Here is a 19202-nt window from a genome sequence, read left to right on the forward strand (position 1 = left end):
GCCCACTGTCGGGCGCTGCGTCGAAATCCTGTCAGGGAGCATCCATGTCGCGTGTGCTGGTCACCGGTGGCGCGGGCTATATCGGCTCGCACACCTGCATCGAACTGATGGCTGCGGGCCACCAGGTGGTGGTTGTAGATAACCTGTGCAACAGCAAGCGCGAATCCCTGACGCGCGTCGAACGCATCGCCGGGCAGGCGCTGCGGGCCTTCGTGCAGGCCGATGTCCGCGATCGCGCCGCGATGCGCGCGGTATTTGCGGCGCACGACATCGACGCAGTGATCCACTTCGCCGGCCTGAAGGCGGTCGGCGAGTCGGTCGCGAAGCCGCTCGAGTACTACGACAACAACGTCAGCGGCACGGTGGCGCTGTGCGAGGTGATGGCCGAAGCCGGCGTGAAGACGCTGGCCTTCTCGTCGTCGGCCACGGTTTACGGTGATCCGGCGTCGGTGCCCATCCGCGAGGATTTCCCGACCGGGCCGACCAATCCTTACGGCCGTTCGAAATGGATGGTCGAGTACCTGCTGCAAGACCTCGTTGTGGCCGATCCGTCCTGGCGCATCGCACTGCTGCGCTACTTCAATCCGGTCGGCGCGCATGAGTCCGGCCTGATCGGCGAAGACCCGAACGGCCTGCCGAACAATCTGATGCCTTTTGTCAGCCAGGTGGCGGTGGGCAAGCTGGCCGAGTTGCGCGTGTTCGGCGGTGACTGGCCGACGCCGGACGGCACCGGCGTGCGCGACTACATCCACGTGCTTGACCTCGCTCAAGGCCACGTGCGCGCCATCGACTACCTTGCGGAACACACCGGTCTGCTGACGGTGAATCTGGGTACCGGTCGTGGCTACAGCGTGCTTGAAGTCGTGCGCGCCTTCGAGCAGGCGAGCGGACGCGCGGTGCCCTACCGCATCGTCGATCGACGGCCGGGGGACATCGCCCAGTGCTACGCCGACCCGGCGCACGCAAACCGGCTCCTGGGCTGGGTTGCGCAGCGCGACCTCGCGCAGATGTGCGCCGATGCGTGGAACTGGCAGCGCAGCAACCCGCAGGGCTATGCCTGACGCGCGTCGCGCGCGGAGGGCAGAAAATCTCGGCGCGCCGCGATAGATGACGACCGCCGCTTCGTGCTAAATCAGTAGCTCGCCGTCGGTCGGAACCAGCCCGGGAGGATTGCTCATGCACCTGCAAGTCGTGTTCGAAAAGGCGCACGCCGCGGACAGCGGAAACAGCGCATCCATCTTCCGGCAGTTGCTCGACGCGCTCGAGCACGATGCGCCATTCGACCTGCAGCTGCTGTATCAGTTGCCCTATGCCGACTTCGACACCGCGCTCAACGCGCTGCGCGAGTGGCGTTCGCAACGCTACGTATGGTTGCGCGAACACGACGGCCCTCAGCCCTGGCGCAGTCATCTGAGCTAGGGTCTGCTGTCACGGTGCCGTGATGGTGCTGTGTTAACCTGCGGCGCATGCTGCGTCATACACGTATTTCCCGCGGTTTCACGCTGATCGAGCTGATGGTGGTGATCGCCATCGTCGGCGTGCTCGCGACCATGGCCATGCCCATGATGGAACTGGCGCGCGTGCGTGCGAACGAGGCCGAACTGCGTACCTCGCTGCGGCAGATACGTACCGCGCTCGACGATTACAAGAAGGCCTGGGACGAAGGGCGCATCGAGAAGAAGGTCGGTGCCAGCGGCTATCCGCCCAGCCTCGACGTGCTGGTCAATGGCGTGCGCGACGTCAAGCAGCCGAACGACGTGAAGATCTACTTCCTGCGCCGCGTGCCGCGCGACCCCTTCCATACGGATACATCGACGCCGCCCGAGCAGACCTGGGGCCTGCGCAGCTACGCCAGCCCGCCGGACGAACCCGTGCCCGGCGCCGATGTGTTCGATGTCTATTCGCTGTCCGGCCGCACCGGCCTGAACGGCATTCCGTACCGGAACTGGTGATGTTCACTTTCGCCCGCAAGCGCGGTTTCACGCTGATTGAATTGCTGGTGGTCATGGCCATCATCGCGGTGCTGCTGACCATTGCCGCACCGCGCTACTTCGAACATCTCGATCGCTCGAAGGAGGCGACGCTGAAGCAGACGCTGGCGGTCACCCGCGATGCGATCGACAAGTTCCGCGGTGACCGCGGTGCCTGGCCGCAAAGCCTGCAGGACCTCGTCGACAAGCAGTATCTGCGCAAGCTGCCCTTCGACCCGGTCACCGACAGCAGCGAAACCTGGATCGTCGTGCCGCCGCGCGATTCGGCGACCGAGAGTGGCGTGGCCGACCTGAAGAGCGGTGCCGAAGGCACGTCACGCGACGGCGTCGCCTATTCCGACCTCTGACGCGATGCGGGCGGATCAGCGCGGCTTTTCCTATCTGCTGCTGCTGTTCGCAGTCGCTGCGCTGGGCATTGCTGCTGCCGGCAGCGCGCTGATGTGGACCACGCTGTCGCAGACCGAGCGCGAACGCGAACTGCTGTTCATCGGCGGCGAGTTCTCGCGTGCGCTGCAGCGCTACTACGACGCCTCGCCGGCGGAGCCGAAAGCCTATCCGGCACGGCTGGAGGATCTGCTTGAAGACAAGCGGCATCAGGTGCCGATGCGCCATCTGCGCAAGATCTATGTCGATCCGATGACCCACAACCGTGACTGGGGGCTGGTCATGTCGCAGGGGCAGATCCGCGCGATACACAGCCGATCGGAAAAGGTGGCGCGCATCCACGTGCTGCCGCGCTGGGTCGATGCGACCGGCGACAAGGTGGCGACCAGCCTCAAGACGCCACTGACGCAGCCGTCCGCGACCGTCCCGGGTCAACCGCAGGCCGTGCCCGGACCGGTCAGTCCGACGGCGCGCACAGCTGCCCGTCCGGCGGGCGATCTGCGTCATGCCGACTGGCTGTTCGTGCCGGTGGCCGACACGCCTGCGCAGCAGGACACGCCGGGTTCGTCGCCGTCCGCCCCCGGATCTGCGGCGGGCAGCACTCCGGTAGTGGTCGGAGAGGGCGGCGATGGCAGCGGTGCTTCGCAACCCGACGGTTCAGCAGGATCGCTGCAGGAGCAATACACCGGCAAGCGCTGAAGCGGTCGTCAGATCAGCCAGGCGGCCAGCGCGATGCCCAGCATCATGAAGGCGATGGCCACCTTGGCGACCGCGGCGATCAGCATGCCCAGCCAGGTGGCCACGCCAACGCGCGCGGCCTGCAGCGCGTCGCGTCGCGCAATGTATTCGCCGATCGCCGCGCCCGCCAGCGGCGCGAACAGCAGGCCGATCAGGCCGGCGAACAGCCCGAGCACGGTACCGATCGCAGCGCCGACCAGCGCCAGCGTGCTGGCACCCACCCGCTGTGCGCCGATCACGCCCGACGCGAAATCGATCAGCCAGGCGAGTACTGTCAGCCCGCCCAGCACGGTGAGCGTGATCGTGCCGATGTGGGTGAAGTCGTCCAGCCAGGCCATCATCAGGAAGCCGCCGAACATCAGCGGAATGCCGGGCAGGGCCGGCAATACGACGCCGGCAAGTCCGATCAGCACCAGCAGTGCCGCGATCGACCACAGCAGGATGTCCATGCCGCTCATTGGGCGAAGGCGGCGACCGCGTCGTCGACCACCGCCAGCAGGTTGCGCGTGCGGGCGTGCACCGCGCGCAGTCGCGTGGCGTCGTTGCCGCCGCCGCGGACCATGCGGTGCAGCGCGTCCAGTGCGTCCGACGAACGCAGTGCGTCGGCGTGCGGCGCCAGCCGTTCGAGCGTGGCGGCGATGTCGTCGCGCAGCGGCAGCGCGGCGTGGCTGCGCGGATGCACGATCAGTCCGTCGAGACCGAAGCGGCAGGCCTGGAAGCGGTTGTAGGTGTACACGAGGTAGTCGTCCTCCACCGGTTCAGGGTCCTCGCCGGACAGGATGAGTCGGCACAGCGCCTGCAGGTAAACCGCGATCTGCGCTGCCCGATCGACGCCCAGCGGCGTGTCGCAGACACGCAACTCTATCGTGCCGTACTCGGGCTTGGGCCGGATGTCCCAGTAGAAATCCTTCATGCTGCGCACGATGCCGGTGTCCTCCATCCGCGCGAAGTAGTCGCGCTCGAAGCGCGACCATTCGAGCACGAAGGGCGCGCGGCCGCTGAGCGGAAAGGCAAATACGGAATTCAGCCGCGCCGAATCGAACAGCGTGTCGCTGCCCTGCGAGAACGGCGAGGAGGCGGACAGGGCGATGAAGTGCGGCACATAGCGCCCGAGCGCGTGCAGCACGCGCAGCGCGCTGTCCGGATCGGGCATGCCGATGTGCACGTGCTGACCGAACACCGTGAACTGCTTGGCCAGATAACCGTAGAGACCGGACAGTTGCTGGAAGCGAGGTGCCGAGAAGATGCGCCGTTCCGACCATTGCTGAAAAGGGTGGGTGCCACCGCCGCACAGCGATACATTGAGCCGCGTCGCATCCTTCACCAGCGCATCGCGCATCAGGCGCAATTGTGCGAGCAGCGTGGCGTGGCTGTCGTGGATGCCGGTGGCCACCTCTATCATGCTGTCGGTCATTTCCGGCTTGATGTCGCCGGGAAAGGTCTGGCGCTGCGCCAGTTCCAGCAGGTCGGCCGCGGCCGACGCGAGGTCGCGGTCGTGTTCGCCGACCAGCTGCAGTTCGAGTTCGACGCCCATGCTGAGCGCCGACGAGGCGTGAAAGGTTTCGAGCGGCATCAGGCGTCCTCCGTCCTCTGTGCTTCTCCGGCCAGCACCAGCGCCCACTGGGCGAACACCGGCCCGACGAACTCCATCACGATCACCATGCCAGCGATGGCCGACAGCGCGCTGTCGGCGAGTCCGAAGCCGGCGGTGCGGCTGTATTCGAGCAGCAGCAGCGCAAAGGTGGACAGCGGTGCCAGCGCCAGCCCGGTCAACGCACCCTTGCGTGTGCTGGTTCCGCTTACATGGGCAAAGGCAGCGGTCGCGCTCATCTTCGCCGCGATGCGGCCGAGCGACAGCAGCACGGCCAGTGCCAGTCCGGCGGCGGTGGTCGGCCAGGTCGCCATGCCTGCAACGAAGACGAACAGGAAAAGCGTCAACAGTTCGCCCAGCACGCCGAAGTTGCGCTGCGCCGGCGTCAGCACCAGCCGCTTGCGGCGCATCAGCACCCCCAGCGTCAGCGCGGCCAGCAAGGGCGACACGTTGACGCCCTGGGTGAGCAGGGTGACCAGCATCACCGCCAGCGCGAACACAATGGTGACGCCACGTTCGTCGGCGCGCAGCCGGCGCAGCAGCCAGGGCAGCGGCACGCCGACCAGGATGCCGCAGCCGACCGATACGGCGAGAATGGCAGCACTGTTCCACACCGCGCTGACCACACTGCCGGACGCCAGCAACTGCCAGTAGCCGATCGCGCCCTTCATCAGCAGCACCGAAATCAGGCAGTTGATGGCGCACAGATGCAGCGCGCGTTCGGTCACCTGGCCCGAGCCGCGCAGGTCGTTGACCACGCGTACCAGTGCGGCCGGCGAGGTAGCCACCGACAGCGCCCCGAGCACCATCGCAATCTCAGGCGACTGGCCCATCGCAAGGGCGATGGCGCGCACCACGACGAAGGTGAGCAGCGATTCGGCAATCCCCGTCAGCGTGAGCCAGTAATTGGTCACCAGCCAGCGCAGATTGATGCGGTGACCCAGCTCGAACAGGAACAGGGCGAGCGAGAAATTGGCCAGGAAGGACATGGCGGCCCGGGTTTCGGCATCGTGCGGCGCGCCGCCCCAGGCGCTGTAGACGATGCCGGCGAGCGAATAGGCGCAGACGCGCGGTATCGCCAGCCCGCGGTGGGCAATCTCGCCGGCCAGCCAGGCGAGCAGTAGAACGGCCGGCCAGCCGACCAGCGTGAATATGCGACCTGCTTCGAAGATCATCGCGTCGCCTCCGTTCTGCACGCACTGCGCGCGGGAAGACAGAAGCCGTGCCTGTGCGGCACGACGGCGGATTTTTCTGCGGGGAATACGGACCGCTTCCAGGCGGCCTCTGTTGTTGCTGTGCGGACCGGCTGGCGCCGGTCTGCTTATCGGGCCGGCGGTGCCGGCCTCAGGTAGCGCTGGAGACTATCACGCGGTGGCGACAGGAATCTTCCCGATCTTCGTCTGCCATTCCTTCGGACCGGTTTCGTGCACCGAGGTGCCGCCGGCGTCGACGGCGACGGTGACCGGCATGTCGACCACGTCGAACTCGTAGATCGCTTCCATGCCAAGGTCCTCGAAGCCGACCACCTTCGCTGCCTTGATCGCTTTCGACACCAGGTAGGCGGCACCGCCGACCGCCATCAGGTAGGCGCTCTTGTGCTTGCGGATGGCCTCGATCGCCGCCGGGCCGCGTTCCGACTTGCCCACCATCGAAATGAGGCCGGTCTGCGCCAGCATCATTTCGGTGAACTTGTCCATGCGGGTAGCCGTGGTCGGGCCGGCCGGGCCGACCACCTCGTCGCGCACCGGATCGACCGGACCGACGTAGTAGATGACGCGGTTGGTGAAATCGACCGGCAGCTTTTCGCCTCTGGCCAGCATGTCGGCGATGCGCTTGTGCGCGGCGTCGCGGCCGGTCAGCATCCTGCCGTTCAGCAGCAGGGTCTGGCCCGGCTTCCAGGAGGCGACTTCTTCCGGCGTGAGCGTATTGAGGTCCACCCGCTTCGAGGTCTTGGTGTCGGCCTGCCAGGTCACCGCCGGCCAGTCTTCGAGGCGCGGCGGTTCGAGCTTCGCCGGACCGGAGCCATCGAGGTGGAAGTGCACGTGGCGGGTCGCCGCGCAGTTCGGAATCATCGCCACCGGCAGCGAGGCGGCGTGCGTCGGGTAGTCGAGAATCTTCACGTCGAGCACGGTGGACAGGCCGCCCAGGCCCTGGGCGCCGATGCCCAGCGCGTTCACCTTTTCCATCAGCTCCAGCCGCAGTTCCTCGATGCGCGTGAGCTTTTCGCCACGCGCCGCCTTGTCGGCGACGATCTGGATGTTCACCGGCTCCATCAGCGATTCCTTGGCCAGCAGCATGGCCTTTTCCGGCGTGCCGCCGATGCCGATGCCCAGCATGCCCGGCGGGCACCAGCCGGCGCCCATGGTCGGCACCGTCTTGAGCACCCAGTCCACGATGGAATCGGACGGGTTCAGCATGACCATCTTCGACTTGTTTTCCGAGCCACCGCCCTTGGCCGCGCAGATCACCTCGACGTGGTCACCGGGCACGATTTCGTAGTGGATGACCGCCGGCGTGTTGTCCTTCGAATTCTTGCGGGCGCCCGCCGGGTCGAGCAGCACCGAGGCGCGCAGCGTGTTGTCCGGGTGCAGATAGGCGCGGCGAACGCCTTCGTTGACCATGTCGGTCACGCTCATCGATGCGTCCCAGCGCGCGTTCATGCCCACCTTCAGGAAGACCACGGCGATCCCCGTGTCCTGGCAGATCGGGCGCTTGCCTTCCGCACACATGCGCGAATTGGTCAGGATCTGCGCGATCGCGTCGCGCGCCGCCAGCGACTGTTCCCGCTCGTAGGCCGCTCCCAGCGCCTGGATGAAGTCGAGCGGGTGATAACAGGAAATGAACTGGAAGGCGTCGGCGATGGACTGGATGAAGTCGTCCTGGCGGATGGGTTGGCTCATGGAAAGGTCCTCGGGTATTGAAGAGGCCGCTCGTGGCGGCCCGGGCTGCGCTCAGTGGTGCGCCTTGTTGAGCACCAGCGTCTGCGTCATCAGCTTGTCGGTGTAGGCCATGGCCATGGCCGACACGACGAACACCATGTGGATCACCACCTGCCACAGCACGACGCGGTCGTCGAGCTGGCCGGCGTTGATGAAGGTCTTCAGCAGGTGGATGGCCGAAATGCCGATCAGGGCGGTGGCCAGCTTCACCTTAAGCACGCCGGCGTTGACGTGCGACAGCCATTCCGGCTGATCCGGATGGTCTTCCAGGTTCAGTCGCGACACGAAGGTTTCGTAGCCACCGACGATGACCATGATGAGCAGGTTGGCAATCATCACCACGTCGATCAGGCCCAGCACGATGAGCATGATGTCGGTTTCGGTCAGGTTGCCGATCTTGTGGATCAGGTGCGACAGCTCGACCATGAACAGGTAAACGTACACCGCCTGGGCGACGATCAGTCCAAAGTAGAGCGGGGCTTGCAGCCAGCGACTGGCAAAGATGAGGCTTTTTAGAACGCGTCCAAGATTAGTCATGCGCAGTCGAATATAAGACAAAAGACGGCGCCGATATTACCATCCGGTTCTTGCAGCTTCGGTCCGCGAGCGTAAGCGGTCTGTAAGCCGCAAAGGCTGTAATCGATGGAAGAAAAACGAGCGCGAAGTTCTGCGCCTGTCGGCGGCCCACAAGGCCGTACGTTGCACGGCGGTTTCCATCCGCCTGCTTGCAGATTTGAGATGACGGAGGAGGTTGTATGTCTGAAGCTACGGAAGTTCGCGTGTACCAGCCCTCGCAAGACATGGTGAGCAATGCCGCCGTGTCCGGCATGGATGCCTACAAGGCTCTGTGCGCCGAGGCGGAACGCGACTATGAAGGGTACTGGGCTCGTCTGGCTCGCGAGCATGTGACTTGGCAGACGCCGTTCACGCGTACCCTGAATGAAGACAATCGCCCGTTCTTCAAGTGGTTCGAAGACGGCAAGCTGAACGTGTCCTACAACTGCCTGGACCGCAACATCGAAGCGGGTCTGGGTGACAAGACCGCGATCATCTTCGAAGCGGACGACGGCACCGTCACCCGCGTCAGCTACAGCGACCTGCTGGTCCGCGTCAGCCGCCTGGCCAACGCGCTGCGTTCGAAGGGCGTCAAGAAGGGTGACCGCGTCGTCATCTACCTGCCGATGTCGATCGAAGGCATCGTCGCGATGCAGGCCTGCGCCCGCATCGGCGCCACCCACTCGGTGGTGTTCGGCGGCTTCTCCGCACAGTCGCTGCGCGACCGTATCAGCGACGCCGGCGCGGTCATGCTGATCACCGCCGACGAACAGTGCCGCGGCGGCAAGAACATCCCGCTCAAGCCCATCGTCGATGAAGCCTTCGGCATGGGCGGCTGCGAGTCGTGCAAGACGGTCATCGTCTACAAGCGCACCGGCGGCGCCTGCAACATGGTTGCCGGCCGCGACGTGTGGCTGCACGAGGCACTCGAAGGCCAGGCCGACACCTGCGAACCGGAATGGGTCGAGGCGGAACACCCGCTGTTCCTGCTCTACACCTCGGGTTCGACCGGCAAGCCGAAGGGTGTCCAGCATTCGTCCGGCGGCTATCTGCTGCACGCCATCCTGACGATGAAGTGGACCTTCGACATCAAGCCTTCCGATGTCTTCTGGTGTACCGCCGACATCGGCTGGGTCACCGGCCACACCTACATCACCTACGGCCCGCTGGCCTGCGGTTCGACCGAAATCGTGTTCGAAGGCGTGCCGACCTACCCGGACGCCGGCCGCTTCTGGAAGATGATCCAGGACCACAAGGTGACCGTGTTCTACACCGCGCCGACCGCCATCCGCTCGCTGATCAAGGCGGCCGATGCGAACGACGCCGTGCACCCGAAGAGCTACGACCTGTCGTCGCTGCGCATCCTCGGCTCGGTCGGCGAGCCGATCAACCCGGCGGCCTGGGAGTGGTACTACCAGAACGTCGGCGGCAGCCGCTGCCCCATCGTCGATACCTTCTGGCAGACCGAGACCGGCGGCCACATGATCACGCCGCTGCCGGGTGCCACGCCGATGGTGCCGGGTTCGTGCACGCTGCCCTTCCCGGGCATCCAGGCTGCCATCGTCGACGAAACCGGCAATGACGTGCCCTGGGGCCAGGGCGGCATCCTGGTCGTCAAGAAGCCGTGGCCGTCGATGATCCGCACCATCTACGGTGATCCGGACCGCTTCGTGAAGAGCTACTACCCGGCCGACTTCCAGGGTCGTTACTACCTGGCGGGCGACGGCGCGATCCGCGACGCGAAGACCGGCTACTTCACCATCACCGGCCGTATCGACGACGTGCTGAACGTGTCGGGCCACCGCATGGGCACGATGGAGATCGAGTCGGCGCTGGTGGCGCATCCGCTGGTGGCCGAAGCCGCCGTCGTGGGTCGTCCGGACGATCTGACCGGCGAAGCCATCTGCGCTTTCGTCGTGCTGAAGCGTTCGCGTCCGACCGGCGACGAAGCCAAGCAGATCGCCAACGAGCTGCGCAACTGGGTGGGCAAGGAGATCGGTCCGATCGCCAAGCCGAAGGACCTGCGTTTCGGTGACAACCTGCCGAAGACCCGCTCGGGGAAGATCATGCGCCGCCTGCTGCGCTCGATCGCCAAGGGCGAGCAGATCACGCAGGACACCTCGACGCTGGAAAACCCGGCCATCCTCGATCAGCTGGCGCAAACCCTCTGATCGGGGCCCGCGGCGCGTCTCCCGCGCCGCGGCTCTGCCCGTTCCGGTGGGGTGTCGATGAGTGCCGCTGACACCACACCGACCTCCGGTCCGCTGCACGGCGGGCCGGATCTACACCTTCCCCTGCATCGCCTGATCCGTCGCGCAGCTGTTTGCGTGCCTGCGGATGCATCGCTGCGCGAAGCGCTGACTCGAATGAACGACGAGCGCGTCGGTTCGGTGCTGGTGACTGAGGCGGGGCGTGCGATCGGCATCCTGACGCTGCCCGACCTGCCGGGGCGCGTGCTGCTGCCCGGCCTGTCGCTCGACACCCCGGTGGCGCGGGTGATGAGCAGCCCGCTGCACGTGCTCGACGCCGATTGCAGCGGCGAAGACGCGGCGCGGCTGATGGCCCGCCACGACGTACGCCACATCGCGGTGACCGATCACGACCAGCGGCTGCTCGGCGTGATTGCGCAGAACGATCTGTACGCGAGGCTGCGCAGTGACATCCGCTCGCTCGCCGGTCGCATCCATGCGGCGGGCGACCTGTCTGCGCTGGCCGACGCTGCGCGTGCGGTGCGCCGCTTCAGTGTTGCCCAGTTGCAGGACGGCAGTTCGGCCGAGGCGCTGACGCTGCACCTGTCCGCGCTGAACGACGCGCTGACCGCACGCGCCATCGACCTCGTGCGCGCCACTCACCCTGACGGTGCGGTGTTCGACCGCGTGCGCTGGTGCTGGCTGGCCTTCGGCTCGGAAGGGCGGATGGAACAGACCTTCTGCACCGATCAGGACAATGGGCTGGTGTTCGATGCGCCGCCCGGTCTTGCCGCGGACAGTGTGCGACCGGCTCTGCTGCGTGTCGCCGGCGACATCAACCGCGCGCTGGCGCAGCTCGGCTTTCCGCTGTGCGAAGGCGGGGTGATGGCCGGTCAGCCGCGCTGCTGCCTGTCGCTCGACGAATGGCGCCAGGCCTTCGTCGACTGGATTGCCGAACCGCAGCCCGAGGCGCTGCTGGCGGCCAACATCTTCTTCGATCTGCGGGCGCTGCACGGTGACGCCGCACTGGCCGACGCGCTGCTGACGGAACAGGTGGCCCAGGCTGCTGCCGGCACCCGCTTCCTGCGTCTGATGGCACAGAACGCCTTGCGTGCACGTGTGCCGCTGGGCCTGTGGGGACGCCTCCGCGTCGACGACGTGCGCGACGCACCGCACACGCTGGATCTGAAGGCCGGCGGCGCGCGCGTCTTCGCCGATTGCGCGCGGCTGCTGGCCCTGCGCGATGGCGTCGCCGCGCGCTCTACCAGCGCGCGGCTGAGGGCGCTTGCGCGGCAGGGTGGGCTGGCCGGCGACGACGTCGAGGCGATGATCCGCGCCTTTTTCTTCGTCCAGCAACTGCGGCTGCTGCACCAGGGCGAGCGCGCGTCAGCCGGTGCGCACCCGGCGGCAAACCGCATCGATCCACATGCGCTCAACGCGCTCGACCGGGCCGTGCTGAAGCAGGCGCTGGTCCAGGCGCAGCGCCTGCTCGACCGCATTCGCATCGACTGGCAGCTGCCCTGAATGCATGCTGCACCGCCATATCGAGGCGATGTAAGCGGGCAGTAAGATTGGACTGCATCATGTGCGTCACGTCATGGGTGTTTGTGTCGCCGCGATTCGTCGCTGCGCTTGCATGACGACAACAAGGCGTCGCGACGACTTCGCCGACATGACGCCACAGGAGGAGACCTGTATGCAGTTGTCAGAACGGCACCGCGAATACTGGCGCCGGAATCTTCGCATCACCGCGGTTCTGCTGGCGATCTGGTTCCTGGTCACCTTCGTACCCGTCTATTTCGCGCGCTCGCTGAACGAGATCACCTTCCTCGGCTGGCCGCTCGCCTTCTACATGGGGGCGCAGGGCGCGCTCATCGTCTATGTGATCATCATCGGCTACTACGCACGGGTGATGAACCGGCTCGATCGTGAGTACGGCGTGAGCGAGGACCGCTGACCATGCCTCACACGCAGGCCACCTTCAATCAGCAGTTGAAGAAGATGTACAGCTGGTACGCCGGCGGCTTCTTCATCTTCGTCGCCTTCCTGGCAGTCGCCGAACAGCTGGGCATGTCGTCGCAGTGGATCGGCTACATCTTCATGTTCTCGACCATCGCGCTGTACGCCGGCATCGGCGTCATGAGCCGCACCGCCGACGTGGCCGAGTACTACGTCGCCGGCCGGCGGGTGCCGGCGCTGTTCAACGGCATGGCGACCGGCGCCGACTGGATGTCCGCCGCGTCCTTCATCGGCATGGCAGGCACGCTGTATTTCAGCGGCTACCAAGGCCTGGCTTTCGTGATGGGCTGGACCGGCGGCTACTGTCTGGTCGCGCTCTTCCTCGCCCCCTATCTGCGCAAGTTCGGCGAATTCACGATTCCCGATTTCCTCGGCGCCCGCTACGGCGGCAACCTGGCGCGTCTGATCGGCGTCGTCGCCGCCATCCTCGCGTCCTTCACCTATGTCGTGGCGCAGATCTACGGCGTCGGACTGATCACCAGCCGCTTCGTCGGCCTGGAATTCGAGGTCGGCGTATTCGTCGGCCTGGCCGGCATCCTGGTGTGTTCCTTCCTCGGCGGCATGCGCGCGGTGACGTGGACCCAGGTCGCGCAGTACATCATCCTCATCGTCGCCTACCTGATTCCGGTGGTCATCCTGTCGACCAAGGTGACCGGTGTGCCGGTGCCGCAGGCGATGTACGGTCAGGTGCTGCAGAAATTGACGGCCAAGGAGACCGAACTGTTCGCGGCGCCGAAGGAGGTCGAGGTCAATGCGCTGTACAAGGCCAGGGCCGACGATTTCGACAGGAAGATCCAGGGCCTGCCCGGCTCGCTCGACGCCGAGCGCGCGCAGCTGACGGCAAAGCTCGACCAGCTGAAGTCGGCCAACGCGCCGGCCAAGCAGATCGCCGCCGCCGAAATGGCCCTGCGCAACATTCCGAAGACCGAGGCCGAAGCGCGACGCAAGTGGGGCGAGGCGCGCAAGCTGGCCGAGGCGAAGGCGAGGCCACCGCTTGCGCACACCCAAGCGCACGCCGGCAAGGACCAGGCGGACTCGGACAGCAAGCGCCTGAACTTCATCGCGCTGGTGATCTGCCTGATGATAGGCACCGCCTCGTTGCCACACATCCTGATGCGCTACTACACGACGCCCAGCGTCAAGGAGGCGCGCGAATCGGTTTTCTGGTCGCTGTTCTTCATCTTCCTGCTCTACTTCACGGCACCCGCCTACGCGGTGTTCGCCAAGTGGGAGGTGTACAACAACCTGGTCGGCTCGACCATTTCCACCCTGCCGGGCTGGGTCGCCTCATGGGGCAAGGTCGGGCTGGTGAAGATCGACGACATCAACGCCGACGGCATCCTGCAACTGGCCGAACTGACCCTGAACACCGACGTGATCGTGCTGGCGACACCGGAGATCGCCGGCTTGCCCTACGTGATCTCCGGACTGGTCGCCGCCGGCGGCCTGGCGGCGGCGCTGTCCACGGCCGACGGTCTGCTGCTGACGATCGCCAATGCGATGTCGCACGACGTCTATTACAAGGTGATCGACCCCAACGCCTCGACCCAGCGCCGGCTGGTCATTTCGAAGACGCTGCTGCTGGTGGTGGCGCTGATCGCCGCCTACACCGCGTCGCTGAAGCCGGACAACATCCTCTTCATGGTCGGGCTGGCATTCTCGATTGCCGCGTCGGCCTTCTTCCCGGCGCTGGTGTGCGGCGTGTTCTGGAAGCGGGCGAACATGGCAGGTGCGGTCACCGGCATGGTGGCTGGGCTCGGCATGTGCCTCTACTACGCGGCCATCACGCATCCCTTCTTCGGCGGCGACATCAGCAACGCGTGGTTCGGCATCGAATCGATTTCATGCGGCTTCTTCGGCATTCCGACCGGCTTTGTCGTGCTCATCGTCGTCAGCCTGCTGACGCCGGCCCCCGACGCCGAAACGCAGGACCTGGTCGAACATGTCCGTTACCCGAATCTTGGCACCTCGGCGCGTAGCGCGCCGACTGGCGGCGGCGTAGATCACTGAAGGCACGACCCCGCCTATCCCTAGACCGGCCGCGCAACCCGCGCGAAAGCCGGCACCTGTAAGGCAAGAGGCCCGCCAAAAGCGGGCCTTCTGCTTTCCGGCCCGCCGCATTCGAGGTGCGCTCGGGCGCGAACAAGCGGCAGGGTTTCTGATATAGTCTCGCGTCTTCGCGGAGAGGTGGATGAGTGGTTTAAGTCGCACGCCTGGAAAGCGTGTTTAGGTGAAAACCTAACGCGGGTTCGAATCCCGCCCTCTCCGCCACTGAAAAAACCTTTCGAATCAAGCGCCTGGTTGTTCTGCCAGGCGCTTTTTTCGTTCACGGCCTCCGATTCCGGAGACCTGCGTCGGGCGCAGGCGCCGCCTTGCCCGGTCATGCGCGAATTCGCGCGCGCGGTTCGCCGGTCGTCGCCGACGCCTTCACTGCCATCACACATGCCGACGTCACCGGCCCAAGGTGTTGCTCACCGTTAATGCAGGTGTGTTTCCCGGGCGCGTCGGGAGGTGCCGGTCCACCATGACAGACGGTTTCTCATGGTGGTTGATATGACACGACATGGTTTCAGTCAGCCACCCGGGCGTGCGCCTTGGGTGGTCTCTCCGCGTGAGGCATCGGCTTCGCCGCGCCCGTCGGCCGTGTCGGCGAGGTTGCGCCATCGTCATGTGGTGTCCGCACGCTGCCGCCTCGGGTGACGGCGGCGCCGATCGTCGTCGGTCGCCGCGTGCCGCCCGGTTCCGGGCGTGTTTCTTGCACTGTCGTCGCCGACCAACCATGAGGCGTGTCCGGGCCTTGGCCAGCCATTTCGTCGGTGAAGCGCATTCCCTGAAAAGACTGCAGCTGCGTTACGCAGCGTTCTATCTCGGTCTGCTGCTGTTTTCCGGCGCGATGGGGTGGGGCGGGCTGCAGCTGTGGCAGGACGCCGCCGGCGAACGCGACCGGCTTGCCGGAATGAGCGCGGAGGTACTGGAGATGCGCGGCAGCCTCTACCGTCAGATCAAGGAGGTGTTCGACCACGCCTTTCTCGGCGACGTTGGCGCGGCGCTCGAGTTCGCGCATTACGCCGACGACATCGACCGCCACTTCGACCTCGTCTATCGACAGGTACGACAGTCCGAGGAGCGGACAGCCGTCGATGCGCTGCGTCTGGCCTACGAGGGCGTGCGCGGCTATGGCGAAGTGCTGTTGCGCGCATCGCCCGACGCGGCGCGTGCCGAGGGCAGCCGGCTCGACCTGCAACTGGAGCGCGGCGCATTCCATGATTTCGAGCTGCGGCTCGGCGAGTTCGAAAGCCAGCTGCAGCAACAGCGTCGCGCGGTCGATCGCCGGCTCGGTGTGCTGCACGCGGTGGTGCCCTGGCTGCTCGCCTTGCCGCTGTTGCTGGCCACCGTCATCTTCATCGTGTTCCGGCGCTATCTGCGTAGCGCCGTGGCCGAGCCGCTCGCCGCCATCATGGACGCCACCCGCAACATCAGCCGCGGACAACTGCAGCATCGGGTGCCGGAGCGCGGTGCAGCCGAACTGGTCAGGCTGTCGCACGCGATCAATTCGATGGCGGCCGATCTGGCGGCCAGCCGCGAAGCGCTGCTGTGTGCCGAGAAACAGGCCACGCTGGGCGCGCTGGTGCCGGTGGTGGCGCACAACATCCGCAATCCGCTGGCCAGCATACGGGCCACCGCGCAGGTGATTGATGACGCCGCGTTGCCGGCCGACGTAAGGGAAGGGCTGGCCGGCATCATCGCCGCCGCCGACCGCCTGGATGGCTGGACCTATTCGCTGCTGTCCTACCTGCATCCGCTGCAGCCGCAGCGCGTACCGCTGCAGGTGACGGCGCTGTTCGACACCGTTGCCCAGCTGGCGCGCGATCGCATGGAGGCACGTGGCATCCGGCTGCGGCGCATCGGTTGGGGCGAGGGCGGCATGGTCGAGCTGGATGCCCAGTTGATGGAGCAGGCGCTGCTCGGCCTGCTGATCAATGCCACCGAGGCGTCGTCGCCGGGTGGCGAGATCGTACTGCGGCACGCCAGCGTTGGCGGCCAGGTGTCGCTGTCGGTACGCGACCATGGCATCGGCATGAGCGGCAGTCCGGCGCTGCGCGGGCTGCGGCCGGTCGCCACCACCAAGTTGCAGGGCAGCGGCCTGGGCATTCCGTTCGCCGCAAAGGTGTGCGACGTGCACGGTGGCCGGCTCGAATTCATCCATCACGACCCCGGCACCGAAGCAGTCATGGTGCTGCCATCGAAGGAAGCGCATGTTGTCGAACCCTGGAACGATTGACGTCGACGAAACCTTGCCGTCGGCGCCATCCACCGCGGCGCGCCTGCTGCTGGTCGAGGACGAGGCGCTGTTCGCGCGCGCGGTGACGCGCCGGCTCGGCAGCGCCGGCTATGCCTGCCAGCACGCGACGACGCTGCTGCAGGCGCGCGAGGCGCTGGGCGGCTTTGCGCCTGACGTGGTACTGCTCGACCTGCGTCTGCCTGACGGCCACGGCCTCGACCTGCTGGCCGAACTGAATGGCGACAATCGTGCCGCGCCGGTGGTCGTGCTGACCGCCTACGGCGAGGTCGAGGACGCGGTGCGGGCGATGAAGCTGGGGGCCGCCGACTACCTGAAGAAGCCGGTCGATCTGGAAGAGCTGCAACTGGTGGTCGAGCGCGTGCTGCGCACCGCCGGCCTCAGGCAGAAGGTGGATTACTCGCGCAGCCGCGAAAGCCATCACAGCCAGGTCAGCGAGAACGCGCTGCTGCTCGGCGACAGCCCGGCCATGCGGGCGGCGCGCGAACAGGTGGTCGCGCTGGCGGGGCTGACCGGCAGCAGCCTCGCGCCGCCGCCCACCGTGCTCATCGTCGGCGAAACCGGTACCGGCAAGGACGTCGCGGCGCGCCTGCTGCATCGCGCCGGGCCGCTGCAGGACCGTCCTTTCGTGCAGATCGACTGCGCTTCGCTGCCACGCGAACTGATCGAGGCCGAACTGTTCGGCCACGAGAAGGGCGCCTACACCGGTGCCCAGGGCGCGCGCGCCGGTCTGCTCGAAGCGGCCGAGGGCGGCACCGCCTTCCTCGACGAAATCGGCGAACTGCCGCTGGACATGCAGGCCAAGCTGCTCAACGTGATCGAGCGACGCGTCGTGCGGCGCGTCGGTTCGGTGCGTGAGCGGCCGATTGCCGCGCGCTTCGTCGCCGGCACCAATCGCGACCTGCCGGCGATGATCGCCGCCGGGCAGTTCCGCGCCGACCTCTACTATCGGCTCAACGTGGTTACGCTGACCATGCCGCCGCTGCGCGAGCGCGGCAACGACGTGACCCTGCTGGCCCGCCACTTCGCGGCGCAGACGGCGCGCCGCTATGCGCTCGACGAACCCGGCTTCGACCCGGTCGCGCTGTCGGCGCTGCAGCGCTATCACTGGCCGGGCAATGTGCGCGAACTGAAGCACCTGATCGAGCGTGCCGTGCTGCTGTGCCAGGGGCGGGATATCGGTGCCGCCGACCTCGGCCTGCCGTCGGCGACCATCGCCAGTGCCGACGCCGCCGCGGTGCCGTTCGCGTCGATGACGCTGGACGAGGCCGAGCGCTGGCTGATCGAACGCACGCTGGACCGCGTGCGCGGCAATGTGTCGGAGGCCGCGCGCCGGCTCGGCGTGAGCCGAATGACCTTGCGCTACCGCATCGAGAAGCATGGTCTGCGCGGCGCGGTCGAGGACTGAACGCGGCCCGCACCGGCGGAAACGAAAAGGGCTCCGCCGCTGCGGAGCCCTTCGTCACATGTGACCGCGTGATCAGCCGCGCATCTTCTTCCGCGCCTGCAGGCCGATCAGGCCGAGACCGGCGGCCAGCATGGCCCAGGTCTGCGGTTCCGGCACCGGCGGCGTATTGGGCATTTCGGTGAAGCCGGTGACGTCCCAGCCCATGTCATCGAGAATGGCGTAATCGAGTTCTGTCAGGTGGCGTCGCTCACCCATGGACAGGCCCCACGCAAAAAGCGCTGTCTGCAGGGTACCGTCGTCGAGCTTGCCCTGGATGTTCGATGCAAGACGGGTGCTCGAAGAAATGATCTCCTCCATCGGAATTGCCTGCAGTACTCCGCGGGGGTTACGCACACCGTATTCCTCTTTCGCGTGTGCGCCGTTGAACCGGCCCACTCCACTCAACAGCGGATACCAGGCATCGGACGTGACGTTCGCGCCGAGAATCGAGATCAGACCTTTCAAAGTCACACTGTAGAGATCCCATTTTCCGGCGAAGGATTCCGTCGTGCTTACATCCGTATCTGCGTACCAGTTCGCGGAGCTGTCATAGGTGATCGTGCCACCCCACATCGCAGGTTCGTCGGGCCAGTTCTCCTGACCGCGCGTCCTGGCGTTCTGCGCAAACTCGCCGAATTGCGACGTGGTACTGGTGACCCCGTTGTAGGTGCCCATCTGGGACGCGATCGGTATGCTTTCTCTGGATCCGTTAAGGCCTACATTGCCGCTGCCGACAAAGATGCGCAGTTCGCCAGCGGCGAGGTTCGCGTTCTCGATTCTGGTCTGCAGCCCGGAATTGTTCGGCTGATTGAACTCGATGACATAGCCGTCGCCGCCCGGTGTCGACTGGATTGCCGTGAGGTCGTCGAACACCCGCGTCTCGAAGGCCTGTGCGGCCTGCTCGAGCGTTGCCTTACGATCGGCGGTGAAGAAGCCGCTGGTGTCGTGGCTGTAATCGAACACGATGTTCACGTAGGCGTGGGCGCTGCCGAAGGTCGATCCGAGTGCGAGCGCAAGGGCCAGTCTGCGGAAGTTGTTCAAGGTCTGTC

The 19202-nt window shown here is 66.1% G+C and carries 17 protein-coding genes and 1 tRNA gene; 12 read left to right on the forward strand and 6 right to left on the reverse strand.

The genetic code is table 11. The annotated features are described in order from the left end of the window. The first annotated feature begins 44 nt into the window (after nucleotides 1-44). The 5 genes from galE (at nucleotide 45) to IV112_RS09545 (ending at nucleotide 3074) form a co-directional block, all read left to right on the forward strand. A complete protein-coding gene (gene galE / locus IV112_RS09525) occupies nucleotides 45-1061 on the forward strand; it encodes a UDP-glucose 4-epimerase GalE (RefSeq protein ID WP_304003197.1) in 1017 nt (338 codons plus the stop codon). A 115-nt stretch (nucleotides 1062-1176) separates the two neighbouring features. After that, nucleotides 1177-1419 carry a hypothetical protein gene (locus IV112_RS09530; protein WP_019917927.1) on the forward strand — a complete coding sequence of 81 codons (243 nt, stop codon included), beginning with the start codon at nucleotides 1177-1179 and terminating at the stop codon, nucleotides 1417-1419. Between the two features lie 47 nt (nucleotides 1420-1466). Then, nucleotides 1467-1952: a type II secretion system protein gene (locus IV112_RS09535; protein ID WP_304003200.1), complete on the forward strand. Its 486-nt coding sequence runs from the start codon at nucleotides 1467-1469 to the stop codon at nucleotides 1950-1952. Further along, nucleotides 1952-2338 carry a type II secretion system protein gene (locus IV112_RS09540; protein ID WP_304003202.1) on the forward strand — a complete coding sequence of 129 codons (387 nt, stop codon included), beginning with the start codon at nucleotides 1952-1954 and terminating at the stop codon, nucleotides 2336-2338. Before IV112_RS09535 ends, IV112_RS09540 begins: the two co-directional genes overlap by 1 nt. Nucleotides 2339-2342: 4 nt before the next feature. Further along, complete coding sequence (locus IV112_RS09545) at nucleotides 2343-3074, forward strand: hypothetical protein (RefSeq protein ID WP_304003204.1); 732 nt, start codon at nucleotides 2343-2345, stop codon at nucleotides 3072-3074. Between the two features lie 8 nt (nucleotides 3075-3082). Here IV112_RS09545 and IV112_RS09550 read toward each other — a convergent pair whose 3' ends face one another. The 5 genes from IV112_RS09550 to IV112_RS09570 form a co-directional block, all read right to left on the reverse strand. After that, nucleotides 3083-3562: a DUF456 domain-containing protein gene (locus IV112_RS09550; protein WP_304003205.1), complete on the reverse strand. Its 480-nt coding sequence runs from the start codon at nucleotides 3560-3562 to the stop codon at nucleotides 3083-3085. A 5-nt stretch (nucleotides 3563-3567) separates the two neighbouring features. Beyond that, a complete protein-coding gene (locus tag IV112_RS09555) occupies nucleotides 3568-4686 on the reverse strand; it encodes a YbdK family carboxylate-amine ligase (RefSeq protein ID WP_019917933.1) in 1119 nt (372 codons plus the stop codon). Further along, a complete protein-coding gene (locus tag IV112_RS09560) occupies nucleotides 4686-5879 on the reverse strand; it encodes a cation:proton antiporter (RefSeq protein WP_304003209.1) in 1194 nt (397 codons plus the stop codon). The genes IV112_RS09555 and IV112_RS09560 overlap by 1 nt, the downstream gene beginning before the upstream one ends. Nucleotides 5880-6068: 189 nt before the next feature. Then, nucleotides 6069-7604 (reverse strand): fumarate hydratase, encoded by a 1536-nt coding sequence (locus IV112_RS09565; protein WP_304003212.1) that lies wholly within the window; start codon nucleotides 7602-7604, stop codon nucleotides 6069-6071. A gap of 51 nt (nucleotides 7605-7655) precedes the next feature. Next, nucleotides 7656-8180, reverse strand: a complete 525-nt coding sequence (locus IV112_RS09570; RefSeq protein WP_024300393.1) for a TIGR00645 family protein — start codon at nucleotides 8178-8180, stop codon at nucleotides 7656-7658. Nucleotides 8181-8398: 218 nt separating this feature from the next. On the opposite strand from IV112_RS09570, the gene acs reads away from it, so the two are divergent. The 7 genes from acs to IV112_RS09605 all read left to right on the forward strand — a co-directional run bounded on the left by acs (nucleotide 8399) and on the right by IV112_RS09605 (nucleotide 18114). Beyond that, the gene (acs, locus tag IV112_RS09575; RefSeq protein WP_024300394.1) at nucleotides 8399-10369 is read left to right on the forward strand and encodes an acetate--CoA ligase; all 1971 of its coding nucleotides are present in this window, start codon (nucleotides 8399-8401) and stop codon (nucleotides 10367-10369) included. A 57-nt stretch (nucleotides 10370-10426) separates the two neighbouring features. Next, entirely contained in the window at nucleotides 10427-11911 is a 1485-nt protein-coding gene (locus IV112_RS09580; RefSeq protein ID WP_304003216.1) for a DUF294 nucleotidyltransferase-like domain-containing protein, read from the forward strand. A 172-nt stretch (nucleotides 11912-12083) separates the two neighbouring features. Then, the gene (locus tag IV112_RS09585) at nucleotides 12084-12344 is read left to right on the forward strand and encodes a DUF4212 domain-containing protein (protein ID WP_019917939.1); all 261 of its coding nucleotides are present in this window, start codon (nucleotides 12084-12086) and stop codon (nucleotides 12342-12344) included. 2 nt (nucleotides 12345-12346) lie between these two features. Then, the gene (locus tag IV112_RS09590; RefSeq protein WP_304003219.1) at nucleotides 12347-14416 is read left to right on the forward strand and encodes a cation acetate symporter; all 2070 of its coding nucleotides are present in this window, start codon (nucleotides 12347-12349) and stop codon (nucleotides 14414-14416) included. 171 nt (nucleotides 14417-14587) lie between these two features. Further along, nucleotides 14588-14677 (forward strand) — tRNA-Ser (locus tag IV112_RS09595). A 526-nt stretch (nucleotides 14678-15203) separates the two neighbouring features. Further along, nucleotides 15204-16688 carry a sensor histidine kinase gene (locus IV112_RS09600; RefSeq protein WP_304003222.1) on the forward strand — a complete coding sequence of 495 codons (1485 nt, stop codon included), beginning with the start codon at nucleotides 15204-15206 and terminating at the stop codon, nucleotides 16686-16688. Beyond that, entirely contained in the window at nucleotides 16663-18114 is a 1452-nt protein-coding gene (locus IV112_RS09605) for a sigma-54-dependent transcriptional regulator (protein WP_304003223.1), read from the forward strand. Before IV112_RS09600 ends, IV112_RS09605 begins: the two co-directional genes overlap by 26 nt. A gap of 72 nt (nucleotides 18115-18186) precedes the next feature. Here IV112_RS09605 and IV112_RS09610 read toward each other — a convergent pair whose 3' ends face one another. Beyond that, nucleotides 18187-19194, reverse strand: a complete 1008-nt coding sequence (locus IV112_RS09610) for a PEP-CTERM sorting domain-containing protein (RefSeq protein ID WP_304003225.1) — start codon at nucleotides 19192-19194, stop codon at nucleotides 18187-18189. Nucleotides 19195-19202: the final 8 nt, after the last annotated feature.

This window comes from Methyloversatilis discipulorum, from assembly GCF_018780585.1.
Lineage (GTDB): Bacteria > Pseudomonadota > Gammaproteobacteria > Burkholderiales > Rhodocyclaceae > Methyloversatilis > Methyloversatilis discipulorum_B.